The following is a 15,351-nucleotide window of genomic DNA, read 5'->3' as shown; positions in this document are numbered from 1 at the left end:
GTGAGAACGGCGGTGCAAAATTAGACCACGGTAGCGCCGTCGTATTGGCGGTGCGGGCGGCGTAAAATTCGTCCACTTTTTCCCTTCTTGCGGCAGCAGGGAGGGTGAGGAGATTTACACCGTGGAACTTTATCTGAAGGTGAGGCTGGCGCGCAGCGAGGGGATGAGCCAGCGGGATCTGGCGCGCCATTTCAACATATCGCGCGACAGCGTTCGCAAAATGTTGGCGTTCTCGTCGCCGCCGGGCTACCGGCGCACGAAGGAGATCAAGCGTCCCAAGCTTGATGGGTTTACCGAGATCATCGATGGCTGGCTTGAAGAGGACAGGAAGTTGCCTCGCAAGCAGCGCCACACGGCGAAGCGGATCCACGAGCGGCTCAGGACGGAACACGAGTTCACCGGCGGCTATACGATCATTAAGGACTACGTTCGGCAGCGTGAACGACGCACCCGTGAGATGTTCGTGCCGCTGGCGCATCCGCCGGGCCATGCGCAAGCTGATTTTGGCGAAGCGTTGGTTGTGATCGGGGGTGTCGAACAAAAGGCCCACTTCTTCGTCCTGGATTTGCCCCACAGCGATGCCTACTTCGTGCGAGCCTACCCGGCGGCGACGGCGGAGGCCTGGATGGACGGGCATGTGCATGCCTTTGCCTTCTTTGGCGGGGTGCCTCTGTCGGTTCTCTACGACAACGACCGTTGTCTGGTCTCGAAGATCCAGCCGGATGGTACACGGGTCCGCGCGACGCTGTTCAGCGGGCTGCTGTCGCATTACTTGTTCCGAGACCGCTACGGACGGCCGGGCAAAGGGAATGACAAGGGCAATGTCGAGGGGATGGTGGGCTATGTCCGCCGCAACCACATGGTGCCGATCCCCCACTTCCCGGATTGGGAGAGCTTCAACACCTATCTTGAAGAGCAGTGTCGCGCCCGTCAGACTGATACACTCCGTGGGCACACGGAGACGATCGGCGCGCGCGTGCAGCGGGATCTGGCCGAGATGCGCCCCTTGCCAGCCGCTCCCTTTGAGGCCTGCGCACAGGCCAGCGGCCGGGTGAGCTCCCAATCGTTGGTCCGCTACGGCACCAACGATTACTCGGTCCCCGTGGCCTATGGCCATCAGGATGTCTGGGTGCGGGCCTATGTTGATCAGGTGGTGATTGGCTGCCGTGGGGACGTGATCGCACGCCATCCGCGGTGCTACGCGCGCGAGGACATGGTGTTCGACCCGATCCACTACCTCCCGCTGATCGAACGCAAGATCAATGCTTTGGATCAGGCCGCGCCCCTTGCGGGGTGGGACTTGCCAAAAGAGTTCGACACGCTGCGCCGCCTGATGGAAGCGCGCATGCTGAAGATAGGGCGCCGCGAGTATGTTCAGGTGCTGCGCCTCCTGGAGACCTTCGGCATGGATGAGCTACACGCCGCCGTAAAGCAGGCCCTGAAGATGGGCGCGGTCGGCTTTGATGCTGTGAAGCATCTGGTGCTGTGTCAGGTCGAGAAGCGGCCACCACGGCTCGACCTCGACGTGTACCCCTACCTGCCACGGGCGCGGGTCGAGACGACCTCAGCGGCCAGCTACATGTCCCTGATGTCGGAGGCTGCGAAATGACCCATGCCCCCGAAATCCTGCTGGAGCATCACCTCAAGAGGCTGAAGCTTCCGACATTCCTGCGTGAGTATCAGAAGGTGGCGCGCCAATGCGCCGCCGAGGGCTTGGACCATGTCCAGTTCCTGACGCGCTTGGTCGAACTGGAGCTGATCGATCGCGAGCGACGGATGGTCGAGCGCCGCATCAAGGCGGCCAAGTTCCCGGCCACCAAAAGCCTCGACAGCTTCGACTTCAAGGCAATCCCCAAGCTCAACAAAATGCAGGTGCTTGAGCTGGCGCGCTGCGACTGGATCGAACGGCGCGAGAACGTGATTGCCCTCGGCCCAAGCGGCACCGGCAAAACCCACGTCGCACTCGGCCTGGGGCTCGCTGCTTGCCAGAAAGGGATGATGGTCAGCTTCACCACCGCCGCGGCCTTGGTCAACGAACTGATGGAGGCGCGCGACGAGCGTCGCTTGCTGCGGGTCCAAAAACAGATGGCCAACGCCAAGCTGCTGATCATCGACGAATTGGGCTTCGTCCCTCTCTCCAAAACCGGGGCCGAGCTGCTCTTTGAATTGATCTCGCAGCGCTACGAGCGCGGGGCTACGCTGATCACGAGCAACTTGCCCTTCGATGAATGGACGGAAACCTTCGGAACCGAGCGCCTGACCGGGGCGCTCCTCGACCGGCTGACCCACCACGTCAACATCCTCGAGATGAACGGCGAAAGCTATCGCTTGGCCCAAAGCCAAGCGCGAAAAGCCACCAAAACCTCCTGATCGACAATCCATGCCTTGGCCCTCACGGGCCAAGGCGGCTAGTCAACCGACAGCTATTTGGGGAGCGCGGTCGACTGGCCGCCAGCACTCTATGCACCCTTCACGCCCAACCCCAAAGTGGCCTACTTTTGCGCCGCCCTTTGGTCGGGTTTTACTCCGCCGTTGACAGAGTTTATCTTTTCCACTTCTGCGTAACAGTTAAGCTCTACCGCTCAGCTTTGCAGAAGTTCGGTTGGTGACTTCAACAAAGCGTGCGCAAGAGTCACCGCCTTATGGGCTTGGCGCAGGTCTGCCGAGCGGCTAAGCCGTTCGACATGCAAATTTTCTTTCTAACCGTGGTGACCATGGTCGCCTTTGCCGCCAACTCGATTTTGACCCGTATGGCGCTCGAAGGCGGCTATATTGATCCAGCGGGATTTGCCCTTTTGCGGGTCGGGGCCGGGGCGGTGGTGCTGTCGGGACTTGTGGCCCTGCGCGGCGGGGCTTTACCCCTGTTCCGGCGCAACCGGATCGCGGGTGCATTGAGCCTTGCCCTTTACATGATCGGGTTCAGCTTGGCTTATCTGACGCTAGACGCGGGGCTGGGCGCATTGATCCTCTTCGGTGTCGTGCAGATCACAATGTTTACCCAGAGCGCTTTGACCGGGGCGAGCCCTAGCAAGCGGCAGATGGGCGGTGCCGCGGTGGCATTTGCGGGGCTCATCCTGGTGCTTTGGCCCTCGGGAGGGGGTGGCACCGATCCAGTTGGGGCCGCGCTTATGGTGCTCGCTGGGCTTGGTTGGGCGATTTACTCTATCGTAGGGCGCAGCGCGGGTGACCCGCTTGCTGCGACCTCGGCGAACTTTGTGCTTTGCTTTCCGCTGATGCTGCTCCTGCCGATGTTTTCGGGCCCGTCCTTTAGCGGTATGGGTGTCGCGCTCGCCGCTCTTTGCGGGGGCGTGACCTCGGGGCTTGGCTATGCGCTTTGGTATATCGTGTTGCGCCAGATCGACGGTGGTACGGCGGCGGTGGCCCAGCTTAGCGTGCCGATCATCGCGATATTGGGCGGGGTCGTGCTCTTGGGCGAAGCAGTAAGCCTGACCCTCATCATCGCGACTGCTTTGGTCCTTGGCGGTATCGCATGGGCGCTCAGCGCAAAATCGGCTCCAGCGGGTCGTAAGTAATCACGCCATCGCCGCCGAAAGCTACGTCACCGAGGCTATCGGGCTTGTGTGGCACCTGTGCAAGCTCATCCCGTGTGACCCACATGTGGCGGGTCACAACCGCTTCGCTATCTAGCCAGTGCGGATCTACTTCGGCGGACCCGCTCAGCGCGCAACGGAAATAGATATCAACCTGATGGAAGTCGCCGCCGGGATCGTGGAATTCGTTAACCAGACAGGGCGCCCCCACGGTGACCTGCAGACCGGTTTCTTCATATACCTCCCGCATCAGATTGTCGGGCAGTGAGGCGCCCGCCTCGACACCCCCGCCCGGGGCACACATTAGGCCGAGGCGGTTGTCGGCATAGGCGTTGACCAGCAGCAAGCGGTCTTGGTGGACCAGCACGGCGCGTGCGGCCAATCGGGGGCAGGAGAGGGGCATCGGCAGACTTTCGTAACGGCAGGTGGCAAGACCATTTCACACCCCGCGCAATCAGTCTATCTGAAGGGCATGAAGCGCTGTATCACATTCACTCTCACTGCCGGGCTGCTCACCGTGCCGCACATCGGAGCGGCAGAGACGCCGCGTTGTGTTGTGCTCTTGCACGGGCTTGCCCGGACGGAGACTTCCTTTGCTGTTATGGAAGCGGCTCTGTCTGCTGAGGGTTACCGTGTTGTGCGCCCGGGCTATCCCTCTACCGAGGCGGGGATCGCAGACCTCGTGGCGCGCACGATGCCGGATGCGGTAGACGCCTGCGGCACCGCGCAGATTGATTTCGTGACGCACTCAATGGGCGGCATTCTAGTGCGCAAATGGGTGGCCGAAGTCGGGGCGCAACGCGTGGGCCGCGTGGTGATGCTCGGGCCGCCGAACCATGGCAGTGAAGTGGTCGACGAGTTGGTTGAGAACCCGGCCTTTGAATGGCTGAACGGACCTGCGGGGGCTGAGATCGGCACGGATGACGAGGCGTTGCCGAACCAACTGCCGCCGGTGACATTTGAATTGGGCGTGATCGCTGGGTCGCAGTCGCTGAACCCCTATTTCTCGAGCCTTCTCCCGGGACCGGACGATGGCAAGGTTTCGGTCGCTTCAACGAAGGTGGCGGGGATGAAAGACCATATCGTGTTGCCGGTGACCCATACCTTTATGATGAACAACCCGAGCGTGATCGCGCAGACCATGTCCTTTCTCGAAACCGGCGCCTTTGATCGGTCGATGACGTGGATTGACGGTGTGCTGGAGGCGATTGGCTGTCCCGAAGGGGGCTGCCTGCCGGGGGTGGAGGGCGACGATGCCAAACCTTGACCTGATCGGCGCCGAAGTTTTGCACCCCGAAGGGTTAAGCAACGCCCCGCTTTCCTTTGCCGAGGGTATGGTTTCTGCCGAGCCTGTAGGCCGTACTGTGGACCTGACCGGGTTCCAAGTCCTGCCGGGGATCGTTGATCTGCACGGCGATGGATTCGAGCGGCACCTTGCGCCGCGCCGCGGGGCGATGAAGCAATTGGCCGAAGGGCTGGTGGCCGCTGAGGCCGAGCTTGCAGCGAATGGCATCACCACTGCCGTCCTTGCGCAGTTTGTCAGTTGGGAAGGTGGTCTGCGCGGGCTCGATTTTGCAGATCAAGTCTTTTCCGGCATTCGGGATACCGCTCCCAATCTGGTCACCGACGTACGTCCGCAACTGCGGTTTGAGACGCATATGCTCGATCTCTACGCAAGTCTGCCGCAGCGGATCGCCGACTGGGGCGTTGGCTATGTCGTGTTTAACGACCACCTGCCGCATGACAGGATCGCAGCGGGGAAAACCCCGAAACGTCTGGTCGGGCAGGCGTTGAAAGCCGGTCGCAGCCCCGAGAGTCACTTGGCGCAAATGCAAGAGATGCATGGGCGGCGGAACGAGGTGCCAGCCGCTTTGGACGCACTTTGTGCCGAATTATCGCAGTGCGGCGTGCGCATGGGCAGTCACGATGATCAGACGGCGGAGACCCGCGCCGCTTGGCGCGCACGCGGGGTGACGCTGGCGGAGTTCCCCGAAACACAGGAGGCGGCAGAAGCGGCTCATGCAGCCGGAGATGCCGTGATCATGGGGGCGCCGAATGTGGTGCGCGGCGGGTCGCACAATGGCAATTTGTCGGCGTTGGACCTGATCAGCATGGGGCTTTGTCATGCGTTGGCCTCAGATTACCACTACCCGTCGCCCCGGCGCGCGGCGTTGATTCTGGCGCGCAGCGGATTGGTCGATTTGGCGGGGGCTTGGGCTCTGGTGTCTTCGGGGCCGGCACAGGTGCTCGGTCTGACAGATCGCGGCACGTTGGCCCCGGGCAAACGCGCCGATATCGTTGTCCTCGATCAAGCCACGGGCCGTGTCGCCGCGACCTTTGCCGCGGGGCGGGTCAGCTATATGTCAGGGGCGGTCGCCGAGCGATTCACCGCCTGAGCCGTTAACCGCGGATGATTTGATTGACGTGGCCCATCTTGCGGCCTGCTTTGACCTCAGCCTTGCCATAGAGATGGAGCGCTGTGTCACGCGCGCGGGCGAGATCGGGCACGCGGTCCATGTCATTACCGATAAGGTTGGTCATCACGACATCGGCGTAGCGCTGGCCGTCGCCCAGCGGCCAGCCAGCGACGGCGCGGATATGCTGTTCGAATTGGTCAACTGTGCAGCCGTTCTGGGTCCAATGGCCCGAGTTATGCACGCGGGGGGCAATCTCGTTCACGATCAGCCCTTGCGGTGTCACGAAAAGCTCAACCCCCATGACGCCGACGTAGTCCAATGCGTTCAGCACCCGCCCTGCCAGCAGCACCGCATCGGTACGCTGCGCATTGCTGATCCGCGCAGGCACGGTCGTGGTGTGCAGGATACCGTCGCGGTGTACGTTCTCGCCCGGGTCGAAACAGGCGACCTCGCCCGTAGCACTGCGCGCTGCGATGACGGAAATCTCAGCCGTAAAGTCGACGAACCCTTCGAGCACGCAGGGGGCGCCGCCCATCTCAGCCCAAGTGGCCGCGAGGTCTTCTCCGCCTTTCAGGCGCAACTGGCCTTTGCCGTCATAGCCGAAACGGCGGGTTTTCAAGATCGCGGGTGTGCCAATTTCGGCAACAGCGGCTTCGAGTGTGGCCGCATCGGTCACATCCGCAAAGGGTGCAACTTGAAGGCCGAGGTCGCTCAGATAGGTCTTTTCCATCAGCCGGTCTTGGCTAATGCGCAGCGCTTCGCGGCCCGGACGGATTGGGGTGATCGCCTCAACCACATCAAGCGCCTCGGTCGGGATATTCTCGAACTCAAAGGTGACGACATCACAGGCATTAGCAAAGGCAGTCAGGGCGCTGTGATCGTCATAGCTCGCAGTGGTAACCGCATGGGCGACATCCGCAGCGGGGGGATTGGCGCCGGGTTCGAAAACATGCGTGCGAAAGCCAAGGCGTGCAGCGGCGACCGAGAGCATCCGGCCCAATTGTCCGCCGCCCAGGATACCGATGGTCGCGCCGGTCTGTAGCGGTTCAGTCATGGGGCACCTCGGGGATCGATGCGCTGAGAGCATCGCGCCAGTCGTCCAGCCGTTTGGCAAGGTCCGGGTCTTGCAGGGCGAGGATGCCCGCCGCCATCAGCGCCGCGTTAGCAGCACCTGCTGAACCAATGGCCATGGTCGCCACAGGAAAGCCACGCGGCATTTGCAGGATGGAATAGAGCGAATCCACGCCCGAAAGCGCCTTGGTCTGAACCGGCACGCCAATCACCGGCACGCGGGTCTTGGACGCCATCATCCCCGGTAAATGCGCAGCGCCGCCTGCGCCCGCGATGATAACTTGCAGGCCGCGGTCCACTGCCGTTTTGCCATAGTCCCACAAACGGTCGGGCGTGCGATGCGCCGAGACGATGCGGGATTCAAAGGGGATATTGAGCTCTTCCAGCAGGGTCGCTGCTTCGCGCATGGTCGCCCAGTCGGACTGGGACCCCATGATGATGCCAACCGGGGGCGTGGTCATTGCGCAGGGCCTTTTCTTGGTGGATCGGAGCGCGCACTATACCCATCACAGACCACGTGGCAACGTGCGATTGGGGGGCGCTCAGGCGATGATGTCTGGGGTCAACCGGTCTTCAATCTGGGCAATCAGATCTTTCAGCCGCAGCTTGCGCTTTTTCAGCCGTTGCAAGGTCAGTTGGTCGCCCGTGCCTTTGTCCACCAGCGCGTGAATTGCGTCATCAAGGTCGCGGTGCTCGCGTTTGAACACTTCAAGCTCTACGCGCAGAACTTCATCCGTTTTCATCGACAGGTCGGTAGGGGCATTCATGGTCAGGTGATTCCGTTAGGCCGCTGAACCTTGAATATAAGCGGTTGAGATCATTTGGCATAGCCCTTGCACAGTCCCGCAAGCCCCCCCATATTTATCCCAAGGGTTGCCGGTTGCGGGGCCCATATCAAACACTGTCGCTTGACCTGATAAGGACGTGTCGCATGACGAAACTTACACTTGCCTCTTACCCGCATATGCTTGGGTTTGAACAGTTGGAACGGGTGCTCGAACGCAGCGCGAAGGCCGGAAACGAAGGCTATCCGCCGTTCAACATCGAACAAACCTCGGATTACAGCTATCGAATTACCCTCGCCGTTGCGGGTTTTTCGGAACAGGATCTGTCGATAACCGTTGAGGATAGACAGCTCGTGATCCGTGGGCGTCAGTCTGACGATGGCGAAGACCGGGTGTTTTTGCACCGTGGAATCGCTGCGCGACAATTTCAGCGCTCGTTCGTTCTGGCCGATGGGGTCGATGTGGGCGAAGCCGTGATGGAGAATGGTTTGCTGCACGTAGACCTGACCCGCGCCAAGCCTGAAACGGTGGTTCAGACCATCAAGATCAAGAAGGGGTAATATCATGCAACACGCGATCACCCACGGAAATGACCGTATGGTCTATGTCAAAACGATCTCCGTCACCGATCTGCCGCGCGAAGTCCGCGATCAGGCGGAAGGGCTGGAGCAACTCTATGCCGTCCACGACGCAGAAGGACAGCAGCTCGCACTGGTCGGCGACCGCAAGCTGGCTTTCGCTCTTGCGCGTGAGCATGACTACAAGCCCGTTCTGGTCCATTGACGCCAGCCGCGACGGCGATACCCTGACGCTCAAGCAAGGCCGCAGTCCGCTGCGGCCTTTTTTGTAAGGGAATTAGAGTATTGAAATACGAATTCGATTGGGTCGACGCTTTCACCGATCAAACCTTCGGGGGCAATGGCTGCGCGGTGGTGCATGGTGGGGCGGACCTGCCGGACGATATCTGCACCGCCTATGTGCGCGAAACCTCCCTCGTGGAATGCACCTTCACTGGGCCATCGGCAGTGGCGGACTTCAAAGTCAAATACTACCTTGCCAGCCGCGAGATACCTTTCGCAGGGCATCCAACTATTGCGACCGTCGCGGCCCTGCGCCATCGCGGGCTGATCGGGGAGGGCAGTCTAAAGCTTGAGACAGGAGCAGGCCTTGTCGAGGTCGAGGTGACAGGTGACCAGATCGCCATGACCCAGATCGCGCCGGAGTTTGGCCCCAAGGTGCCAGCCGACGTGGTGGCGCGTGTCGGAGGAATTTCGGCGGACGACATCATTGGTGACCCGCAAGTTGTATCCACTGGGCTGCCCTTTTGCATTACTGTGTTAAAAAACCGGGCCACACTGGACACACTGCGGCTTAATATGGCCGCGCTCGACGCATACAATCGCCTCCTGGGCCAGGCCGACAATGATATGATGGAGCCCTTTTGGGTCACGCTCGGCGGGGCCACGGACGTCGGCGATACCTACGCACGTTTGCTGCTTGCTCCGCCCAGCCCACCGGAAGACCCTTTTACCGGTTCCGCCACCGGGGCAATGGCGGCTTACCTTTGGGCAAACGGCCTCATCGACGTACCGCAATTCACAGCAGAGCAGGGACACGGCATGGGGCGTCCGGGGCGGGCCGAGGTGGAAGTTCTCGGGCCGCGTGAGGCGATCACCGGCGTGCGCGTGGCTGGGCAGGGGCGGGTGGTGATGTCGGGCGATGTATTCATGCCCGACGCGACTGGAACCGAGGGGGCGCGATGACCAACCCGGCAATCGCCGTTCTGCCCTATGGGCAAAAGCTCGGGTCAAAGCATGCGACGCGCCCATTGGATGATCTTATTTGGCCACTGGGGCGCCCCGAACGATTGCGTCGTGGCACCGTGGCCGATCTATCCTCCGACGATCATCTGATCGTATTTCCAAAGACCAATATGCATTACCAGCCGTCCTTTGGCCTGCGGGCCAAAGTGACGTTGATGGTTGTCGAACCATCGGTGATTCACGGACGCCACCTGAAATTGTTGCGTCTGACCCACCGTCGATTTTTCCGGGTGCTGAGCCATGATGAGGCCTTGGTTCAGGCGATCCCTAACGGGATCCCTTTCGTCTACGGCACGTCGATGGTGGCTAATCCAGAGCAGGTGGATCTGATCAAACGACACAACATTTCGCTTATCGCTTCTAATAAGCGCGACTTTGCTGGCCATGTGCTGCGGCATGAGATTGTGGATGCCGTGCGCGCGCGGGGGCTGGATGTGGCCCTCTTGGGCCGGGGCTACGCCCCTTTTGAAAACAAGGCCGACGGCCTGGCCCCCTACCGCTTTTCAGTGGTGATCGAGAACATTCAGGAACGCAATTACTTCACAGAGAAGATCGTTGACGCAGTTCTATGTGAAACAGTGCCGATCTACTGGGGTTGCCCGAATATCGGCGACTATATGGATACAGGCGGTATGGTGATCTGCGATCGTGCTGACGCTCTGCTTGGCGCGATCCAGCAGGCTGATGTCGCGCAATATGGCGCGTTGCTTCCCGCTTTGCGTGGGGCCAAGCCGCAGGCGCACCAATGGGCTGACCTTTATGGCAGGGCCGCTCGGGCCGTTTTGGACAGTCTTTAAACGCAAAACGCAGCCCCGAGGGGCTGCGCTTTCTGTCTGACCAATCATGGGGCTTAACCTGTAATCAGGCCCATGTTTTCCAACTTCAGCAAAACCTGGTGGGCGCAGTTGTCGACGTCGACGTTCTCTGTCTCCAGCACCAATTCAGCGTTCTGCGGCACGTCGTAGGGGTCGGAGATGCCGGTGAACTCTTTGATCTTGCCTTCGCGCGCCAGTTTGTAGAGCCCTTTACGGTCGCGGCGCTCGCATTCTTCGATGGAGGTCGCGACATGCACTTCGACAAAGGCACCAAAGCTTTCCACATCCTCACGCACGGCGCGGCGGGTGGTCGCATATGGCGCGATTGGCGCGCAGATGGCGATGCCGCCGTTTTTGGTGATCTCGCTTGCGACATAGCCGATGCGGCGGATGTTCAGGTCGCGGTGCTCTTTCGAGAAGCCGAGTTCGGAGCTGAGGTTCTTCCGCACGATGTCACCATCGAGCAGCGTAACCGGGCGGCCACCCATCTCCATTAGCTTGACCATCAAGGCGTTGGCGATGGTGGATTTGCCGGAGCCGGAGAAGCCTGTGAAGAAGACGGTGAATCCCTGCTGGCTGCGCGGCGGCTTGGTGCGGCGCAATTCCTTGACGACTTCTGGGAAGGAGAACCACTCAGGGATTTCCAGACCTTCCTGCAAGCGACGGCGCAGTTCAGTGCCCGAGATGTTCAGGATGGTGACGTCATCTTTATCTTCGATCTCATCCATGGCCTCATATTGGGCGCGTTCCTGCACCCAAACCATATGTTTGAAATCGACCATTTCGATGCCCATTTCCTCCTGATGCTCGCGGAACAGGTCCTGTGCATCATAGGGGCCATAGAAATCCTCACCGGCAGAGTTCTTACCGGGGCCAGCGTGGTCACGGCCTACGATAAAGTGGGTGCAGCCGTGGTTCTTGCGGATCAGGCCGTGCCAGACCGCCTCACGCGGGCCGGCCATACGCATGGCGAGGTTCAGCAAGCTCATCGACGTGGTGGCCGCCGGGTATTTGTCGAGCACGGCCTCATAGCAGCGCACGCGGGTGAAGTGATCCACATCGCCCGGCTTTGTTAGGCCGACAACGGGGTGTATCAAAAGGTTCGCCTGTGCTTCGCGGGCAGCGCGGAAAGTCAGTTCTTGATGCGCACGGTGCAGCGGGTTGCGGGTCTGGAACGCCACAACGCGGCGCCAGCCGAGCTTACGGAAATAGGCGCGCAACTCGTTCGGCGTGTCGCGGCGACCGCGAAAATCATAGTGTACAGGCTGCTGGATACCGGTGACCGGGCCACCGAGGTAGATCTTGCCTGCTTGGTTGTGCAGATAGTTCACCGCCGGATGGGCTTCATCATCAGCGCCAAAGACTTTCTCTGCCTCACGCGATTTGTTGGGCGTCCAACGGTCGGTGACTGTCATGGTCGCGAGGATCACGCCCTCTTGGTCGCGCAGGGCAATGTCTTGGCCCAGTTCCAACTTTTCAGCGAAAGCCTCGCTCACATCGAGGTTGATCGGCATGGGCCAGAGAGAGCCATCTGCCAGACGCATGTTTTCAACGACGCCGTCATAGTCTTCTTCGGTCAGAAACCCTTTAAGCGGGTTAAAGCCGCCGTTCATCAGCAGTTCCAGATCGCAAATCTGGCGCGGGGTCAGGTCGAGGCTAACCAGATTGCCGGCTTCTACTTTTAGTTTTTGTGCGGAATCGTAGGAAACATAGAGTTCGGAAATTGGGGCGAGGTTGTTGTGCATCATATCAATCACTTTTCACATGGAGAACGGAGGCGGGTTCCGATGGGGCCGCCTTAACGTCAAATGGGAGGGCAAGTCTAGAGTATTGCCCGAAAACGACGCGGCAAAGGCGGATTTCCCACCATATCTTCATATTGTTCAATAAGTTCAGCGAAGAATGCCGGTCATCAGAACAGCAATGGCTGCTTACAGCCTCCTACTTAAACGTTTTCCTTCACCTCAGCGCCATAGCCAAGCGGAAGGGAGGTATCCTTGCCGTCATCGTCGCCGACTTCTGCGAGGAAACGCTCGGCTTCTAATGCTGCCATGCAACCCATACCCGCCGAAGTGACCGCCTGCCGGTACTTGTGGTCGGTCAAATCACCTGCGGCAAAGACGCCGGGCACAGAAGTCTCTGTGCTGTCCGGTTTGGTTACGACATAGCCACCCATATGGGTTTCGAGCACATCCTTGACCAACTCGTTGGACGGCGCATGGCCGATAGCGACGAAAACGCCCTTGGCCGGAATGTCGGTGATCTCCCCGGTTTTGGTGTGCTTCACCTTCACACCTTCTACTCCGAGCGGATTGTCGGTGCCGTAGACCTCATGCAGCTCGTGGAACCAAAGCGGCTCGATCTTAGGGTTCTTCATTAACCGGTCGATCAGGATCTTTTCAGCGCGCAGCTCATCGCGGCGGTGGATCAAAGTGACCTTGGAGGCGAAATTGGTCAGGAAAAGCGCCTCTTCGACTGCGGTGTTGCCGCCGCCGATGACTACGATTTCCTGGCCGCGGTAGAAGAACCCATCGCAGGTGGCGCAGGCCGAGACGCCGAAGCCCTTGAACTTTTCTTCCGACTCCAACCCCAGCCATTTAGCCCGTGCGCCCGTGGCAAGGATCACCGCATCCGCGACATAGGTGGTGCCGCTGTCGCCCTTCGCGTGGAAGGGGCGGCTGGAGAGGTCAAGATCGGTGATGATGTCGCCGATGATTTCGGTTCCCATCGCTTTCGCGTGCTCTTGCATGCGGATCATCAGGTCGGGGCCTTGGACCTCGCTGTCGCCGGGCCAGTTCTCAACCTCGGTAGTCGTGGTCAGCTGACCGCCGGGCTCGATTCCCTGTACGAGGATCGGGTTCAGCATCGCGCGACTGGCATAGACGCCTGCGGTGTAGCCCGCAGGGCCGGAGCCGATGATCAATACCTTAGTTTCACGTGTCTCGGCCATCTGGCGCCCCCAGGCTGTCATTGATAATGCCCGCTTCATATAGCGGTCCGGGCGGAACCGTTAAACCCCTGCTGTGCGGGCGACGGTACTACCCATTAAACTCTACTCCTCTCATTAGTATGGGAAGATTATTGCGCTAATGTGAAACTTTATTGCGCGTGCCCTGTGGGCTGCTATAAGAATCGAAAATTCATTGAGGGTAATATGGCGGGTACACGACTAGATCCGATCGACCGGATGATCTTGGCCGAATTGCAATCCGATGGCCGGATGACGAATGTCGAACTGGCCAAACGTGTGGGGATCTCCGCGCCGCCTTGCCTGCGCCGAGTTCGAACGTTGGAAGAGCAAGGCTATATCAAAGGCTATCACGCCGATGTCGATGCCCGCGAGTTAGGGTTCGAAGTTCAGGTTTTCGCGATGGTTGGGCTGGCCAGTCAGGCCGAAGCCGATCTAAGCGCTTTCGAGGAAAAATGCCGCGGTTGGCCGTTGGTGCGCGAGTGCCATATGCTTAATGGCGAGGTCGACTTTATTCTGAAATGTGTGGCGCCTGACCTGTCCAGCTTTCAGAGCTTCCTAACCGGAGAACTGCTCACGACGCCGAATGTTGCCAGCGTAAAGACCAGTCTGGTGATCCGTGGGGCCAAAGACGATCCCGGCGTGCCTTTCGATGTGCTGGAAGCCCGGCTGGCGACTGCACCCTAACTCAGTGAAGGTCGCCCTCCGGTGCGGCTTCGGGCGCGCGGGGATGGGCCAGTGGGCCAAAATCAGTGGCATGGCCAATCTGCGGAAACATTGACAGAAACCTGTCGCGCAGATTTTGCGTGACCGCCCGCGTGGCTTGCGCACCGGGGTGGAAGGTCTCCATCTCCAGCCCGCCAGCTTTAATCACCGCGTGACGTGACAGGCAAATGTGGAACAGGCGTACCGGAGTCGGCGGCACCACTTCGATTACATTCACACCGTCAATAAACTCGCGCACCGGCGTGAGCAGCCGCGTGCCACCGGCCTCGGCCCGCAGGTGATGCGGCGTATGCAGAACACGGGCAGCGGGACCAACGGTGAGGAATGAACTGGGGCGACCCTCGCCAAAGCTATCCGACATGATCCGGATGAGGGGCATCCGTCGCCCTGCATCTGCGGGGATGAAGTTGCTTGACCCGATCCAGACCAACTCTGCTGGCTCACCGGAGGATGTGTTGATCATATCGCCCGGCTGGAGGTCTTCGATCGCGACATCGCCCTGCACGGTCTGGATCAACGTCCCACGCGCAAAAGCCGCAAAGGCGGCTTCAAAGAGCGGCAGCGCCGGGGCGTTGTCCTGCCCGATGAAAAGCGACCCGTCTGCACGCAGAGCCGCAACCTCGTAGTTGCGCATCGGCATGGGCGCAGGGCGGGTGTCATCTCCCTCGGGGGCGCTATTGGTCGGGCGGCGGTTGGCCATGGCAGCGGTCGGCGTCATTTTGAAACCTCTTGATCAGTCACATCCGCATCGGCCCCCACCGACGGCACGGAAATGAAGCGATGTCATTTCATGTGGTCTGTAAGATCAAATCGCCATGTTGTCGGCACATTGTCAAAGTTTCCGCGACATTAAGGTTGGATTTCAGGATAATTTGGCGCAAAGCTGCCGTTCTGTTTCCGCAGCGCTCTCAGCACCTGCCACATTTAGGCAGAAAAATACCCCCCGGCGCGAATCAACGCGGCGGGAGGCTGTTTGGGACACCGGCTCGGCGAGCCGCCCGGTGCTGGGAGAAATTAGGCGGTTTTGCGGGCAAGCGGAGCGGCGTTGCGCTTTGCGATGAAAGCCGCGCGACGTGCGCCGCGTGCCCAAGGCATGACGGTGTCGTTCTTGGCGGCGGTTTCGACGACCGACTTGATGAAACGCTGGTTCTTTTTCATAGCTCTGTTCCTCTTGCGCTTATCGGGGCATTTGCCC

Annotated in this window: 18 protein-coding genes; 10 read left to right on the top strand and 8 right to left on the bottom strand. The window is 60.2% G+C overall.

Annotated features, from left to right (window positions below):
• Positions 1-121: 121 nt before the first annotated feature.
• From istA to BLS57_RS06360, 3 genes are all read left to right on the top strand, one after another.
• Positions 122-1,609: an IS21 family transposase gene (gene istA, locus BLS57_RS06370; RefSeq protein ID WP_093740271.1), complete on the top strand. Its 1,488-nt coding sequence runs from the start codon at positions 122-124 to the stop codon at positions 1,607-1,609.
• Positions 1,606-2,370: an IS21-like element helper ATPase IstB gene (gene istB / locus BLS57_RS06365; RefSeq protein ID WP_093740268.1), complete on the top strand. Its 765-nt coding sequence runs from the start codon at positions 1,606-1,608 to the stop codon at positions 2,368-2,370. The genes istA and istB overlap by 4 nt, the downstream gene beginning before the upstream one ends.
• 314 nt (positions 2,371-2,684) lie before the next feature.
• Complete coding sequence (locus BLS57_RS06360; RefSeq protein ID WP_093740388.1) at positions 2,685-3,533, top strand: DMT family transporter; 849 nt, start codon at positions 2,685-2,687, stop codon at positions 3,531-3,533.
• Here the strand turns inward: BLS57_RS06360 and BLS57_RS06355 are convergent.
• Positions 3,499-3,954, bottom strand: coding sequence for an NUDIX domain-containing protein (locus BLS57_RS06355; RefSeq protein WP_093740266.1), 456 nt, complete (start codon positions 3,952-3,954; stop codon positions 3,499-3,501). The two genes, BLS57_RS06360 and BLS57_RS06355, sit on opposite strands and share 35 nt — an antisense overlap.
• 69 nt (positions 3,955-4,023) lie before the next feature.
• On the opposite strand from BLS57_RS06355, the gene BLS57_RS06350 reads away from it, so the two are divergent.
• Positions 4,024-4,818, top strand: coding sequence for an alpha/beta hydrolase (locus tag BLS57_RS06350; RefSeq protein WP_093740264.1), 795 nt, complete (start codon positions 4,024-4,026; stop codon positions 4,816-4,818).
• A complete protein-coding gene (locus tag BLS57_RS06345; protein ID WP_093740262.1) occupies positions 4,805-5,947 on the top strand; it encodes an alpha-D-ribose 1-methylphosphonate 5-triphosphate diphosphatase in 1,143 nt (380 codons plus the stop codon). Before BLS57_RS06350 ends, BLS57_RS06345 begins: the two co-directional genes overlap by 14 nt.
• 4 nt (positions 5,948-5,951) lie before the next feature.
• Here the strand turns inward: BLS57_RS06345 and BLS57_RS06340 are convergent, their stop codons facing one another.
• The 3 genes from BLS57_RS06340 to BLS57_RS06330 form a co-directional block, all read right to left on the bottom strand.
• Positions 5,952-7,022 carry a 5-(carboxyamino)imidazole ribonucleotide synthase gene (locus BLS57_RS06340; RefSeq protein WP_093740260.1) on the bottom strand — a complete coding sequence of 357 codons (1,071 nt, stop codon included), beginning with the start codon at positions 7,020-7,022 and terminating at the stop codon, positions 5,952-5,954.
• Positions 7,015-7,500, bottom strand: coding sequence for a 5-(carboxyamino)imidazole ribonucleotide mutase (gene purE / locus BLS57_RS06335; RefSeq protein ID WP_208597524.1), 486 nt, complete (start codon positions 7,498-7,500; stop codon positions 7,015-7,017). Before purE ends, BLS57_RS06340 begins: the two co-directional genes overlap by 8 nt.
• An 81-nt stretch (positions 7,501-7,581) precedes the next feature.
• Complete coding sequence (locus BLS57_RS06330; RefSeq protein WP_093740258.1) at positions 7,582-7,806, bottom strand: YdcH family protein; 225 nt, start codon at positions 7,804-7,806, stop codon at positions 7,582-7,584.
• 164 nt (positions 7,807-7,970) lie between these two features.
• On the opposite strand from BLS57_RS06330, the gene BLS57_RS06325 reads away from it, so the two are divergent.
• The 4 genes from BLS57_RS06325 (at position 7,971) to BLS57_RS06310 (ending at position 10,444) form a co-directional block, all read left to right on the top strand.
• The gene (locus tag BLS57_RS06325) at positions 7,971-8,384 is read left to right on the top strand and encodes an Hsp20 family protein (protein ID WP_067267324.1); all 414 of its coding nucleotides are present in this window, start codon (positions 7,971-7,973) and stop codon (positions 8,382-8,384) included.
• Between the two features lie 4 nt (positions 8,385-8,388).
• Positions 8,389-8,607 (top strand): DUF1150 family protein, encoded by a 219-nt coding sequence (locus BLS57_RS06320; protein ID WP_093740256.1) that lies wholly within the window; start codon positions 8,389-8,391, stop codon positions 8,605-8,607.
• Between the two features lie 80 nt (positions 8,608-8,687).
• Positions 8,688-9,587, top strand: a complete 900-nt coding sequence (locus BLS57_RS06315) for a PhzF family phenazine biosynthesis protein (RefSeq protein WP_093740254.1) — start codon at positions 8,688-8,690, stop codon at positions 9,585-9,587.
• A complete protein-coding gene (locus BLS57_RS06310; protein WP_093740252.1) occupies positions 9,584-10,444 on the top strand; it encodes a glycosyltransferase family 10 domain-containing protein in 861 nt (286 codons plus the stop codon). Before BLS57_RS06315 ends, BLS57_RS06310 begins: the two co-directional genes overlap by 4 nt.
• A 53-nt stretch (positions 10,445-10,497) precedes the next feature.
• Here the strand turns inward: BLS57_RS06310 and BLS57_RS06305 are convergent, their stop codons facing one another.
• Together BLS57_RS06305 and trxB are read right to left on the bottom strand one after the other, a co-directional pair.
• Positions 10,498-12,210: a bifunctional sulfate adenylyltransferase/adenylylsulfate kinase gene (locus tag BLS57_RS06305; protein ID WP_093740250.1), complete on the bottom strand. Its 1,713-nt coding sequence runs from the start codon at positions 12,208-12,210 to the stop codon at positions 10,498-10,500.
• A gap of 197 nt (positions 12,211-12,407) precedes the next feature.
• Positions 12,408-13,412, bottom strand: a complete 1,005-nt coding sequence (trxB, locus tag BLS57_RS06300; RefSeq protein WP_093740384.1) for a thioredoxin-disulfide reductase — start codon at positions 13,410-13,412, stop codon at positions 12,408-12,410.
• 204 nt (positions 13,413-13,616) lie between these two features.
• Between trxB and BLS57_RS06295 the strand changes: the two genes are divergently transcribed.
• Positions 13,617-14,117, top strand: a complete 501-nt coding sequence (locus BLS57_RS06295; protein WP_093740248.1) for an Lrp/AsnC family transcriptional regulator — start codon at positions 13,617-13,619, stop codon at positions 14,115-14,117.
• Between the two features lies 1 nt (position 14,118).
• Here BLS57_RS06295 and BLS57_RS06290 read toward each other — a convergent pair whose 3' ends face one another.
• A complete protein-coding gene (locus BLS57_RS06290; protein WP_244153608.1) occupies positions 14,119-14,874 on the bottom strand; it encodes a Hint domain-containing protein in 756 nt (251 codons plus the stop codon).
• Positions 14,875-15,170: 296 nt separating this feature from the next.
• The gene (locus BLS57_RS19725) at positions 15,171-15,314 is read right to left on the bottom strand and encodes a hypothetical protein (protein WP_167356380.1); all 144 of its coding nucleotides are present in this window, start codon (positions 15,312-15,314) and stop codon (positions 15,171-15,173) included.
• Positions 15,315-15,351 lie beyond the last annotated feature (37 nt).

The sequence above is a fragment of the Sulfitobacter delicatus genome, assembly GCF_900102535.1.
Classification (GTDB): Bacteria; Pseudomonadota; Alphaproteobacteria; order Rhodobacterales; family Rhodobacteraceae; genus Sulfitobacter; species Sulfitobacter delicatus.
The sequence above is the reverse complement of the archived record's forward strand: the minus strand, read 5'-3'. Positions and strand labels throughout refer to the sequence as shown.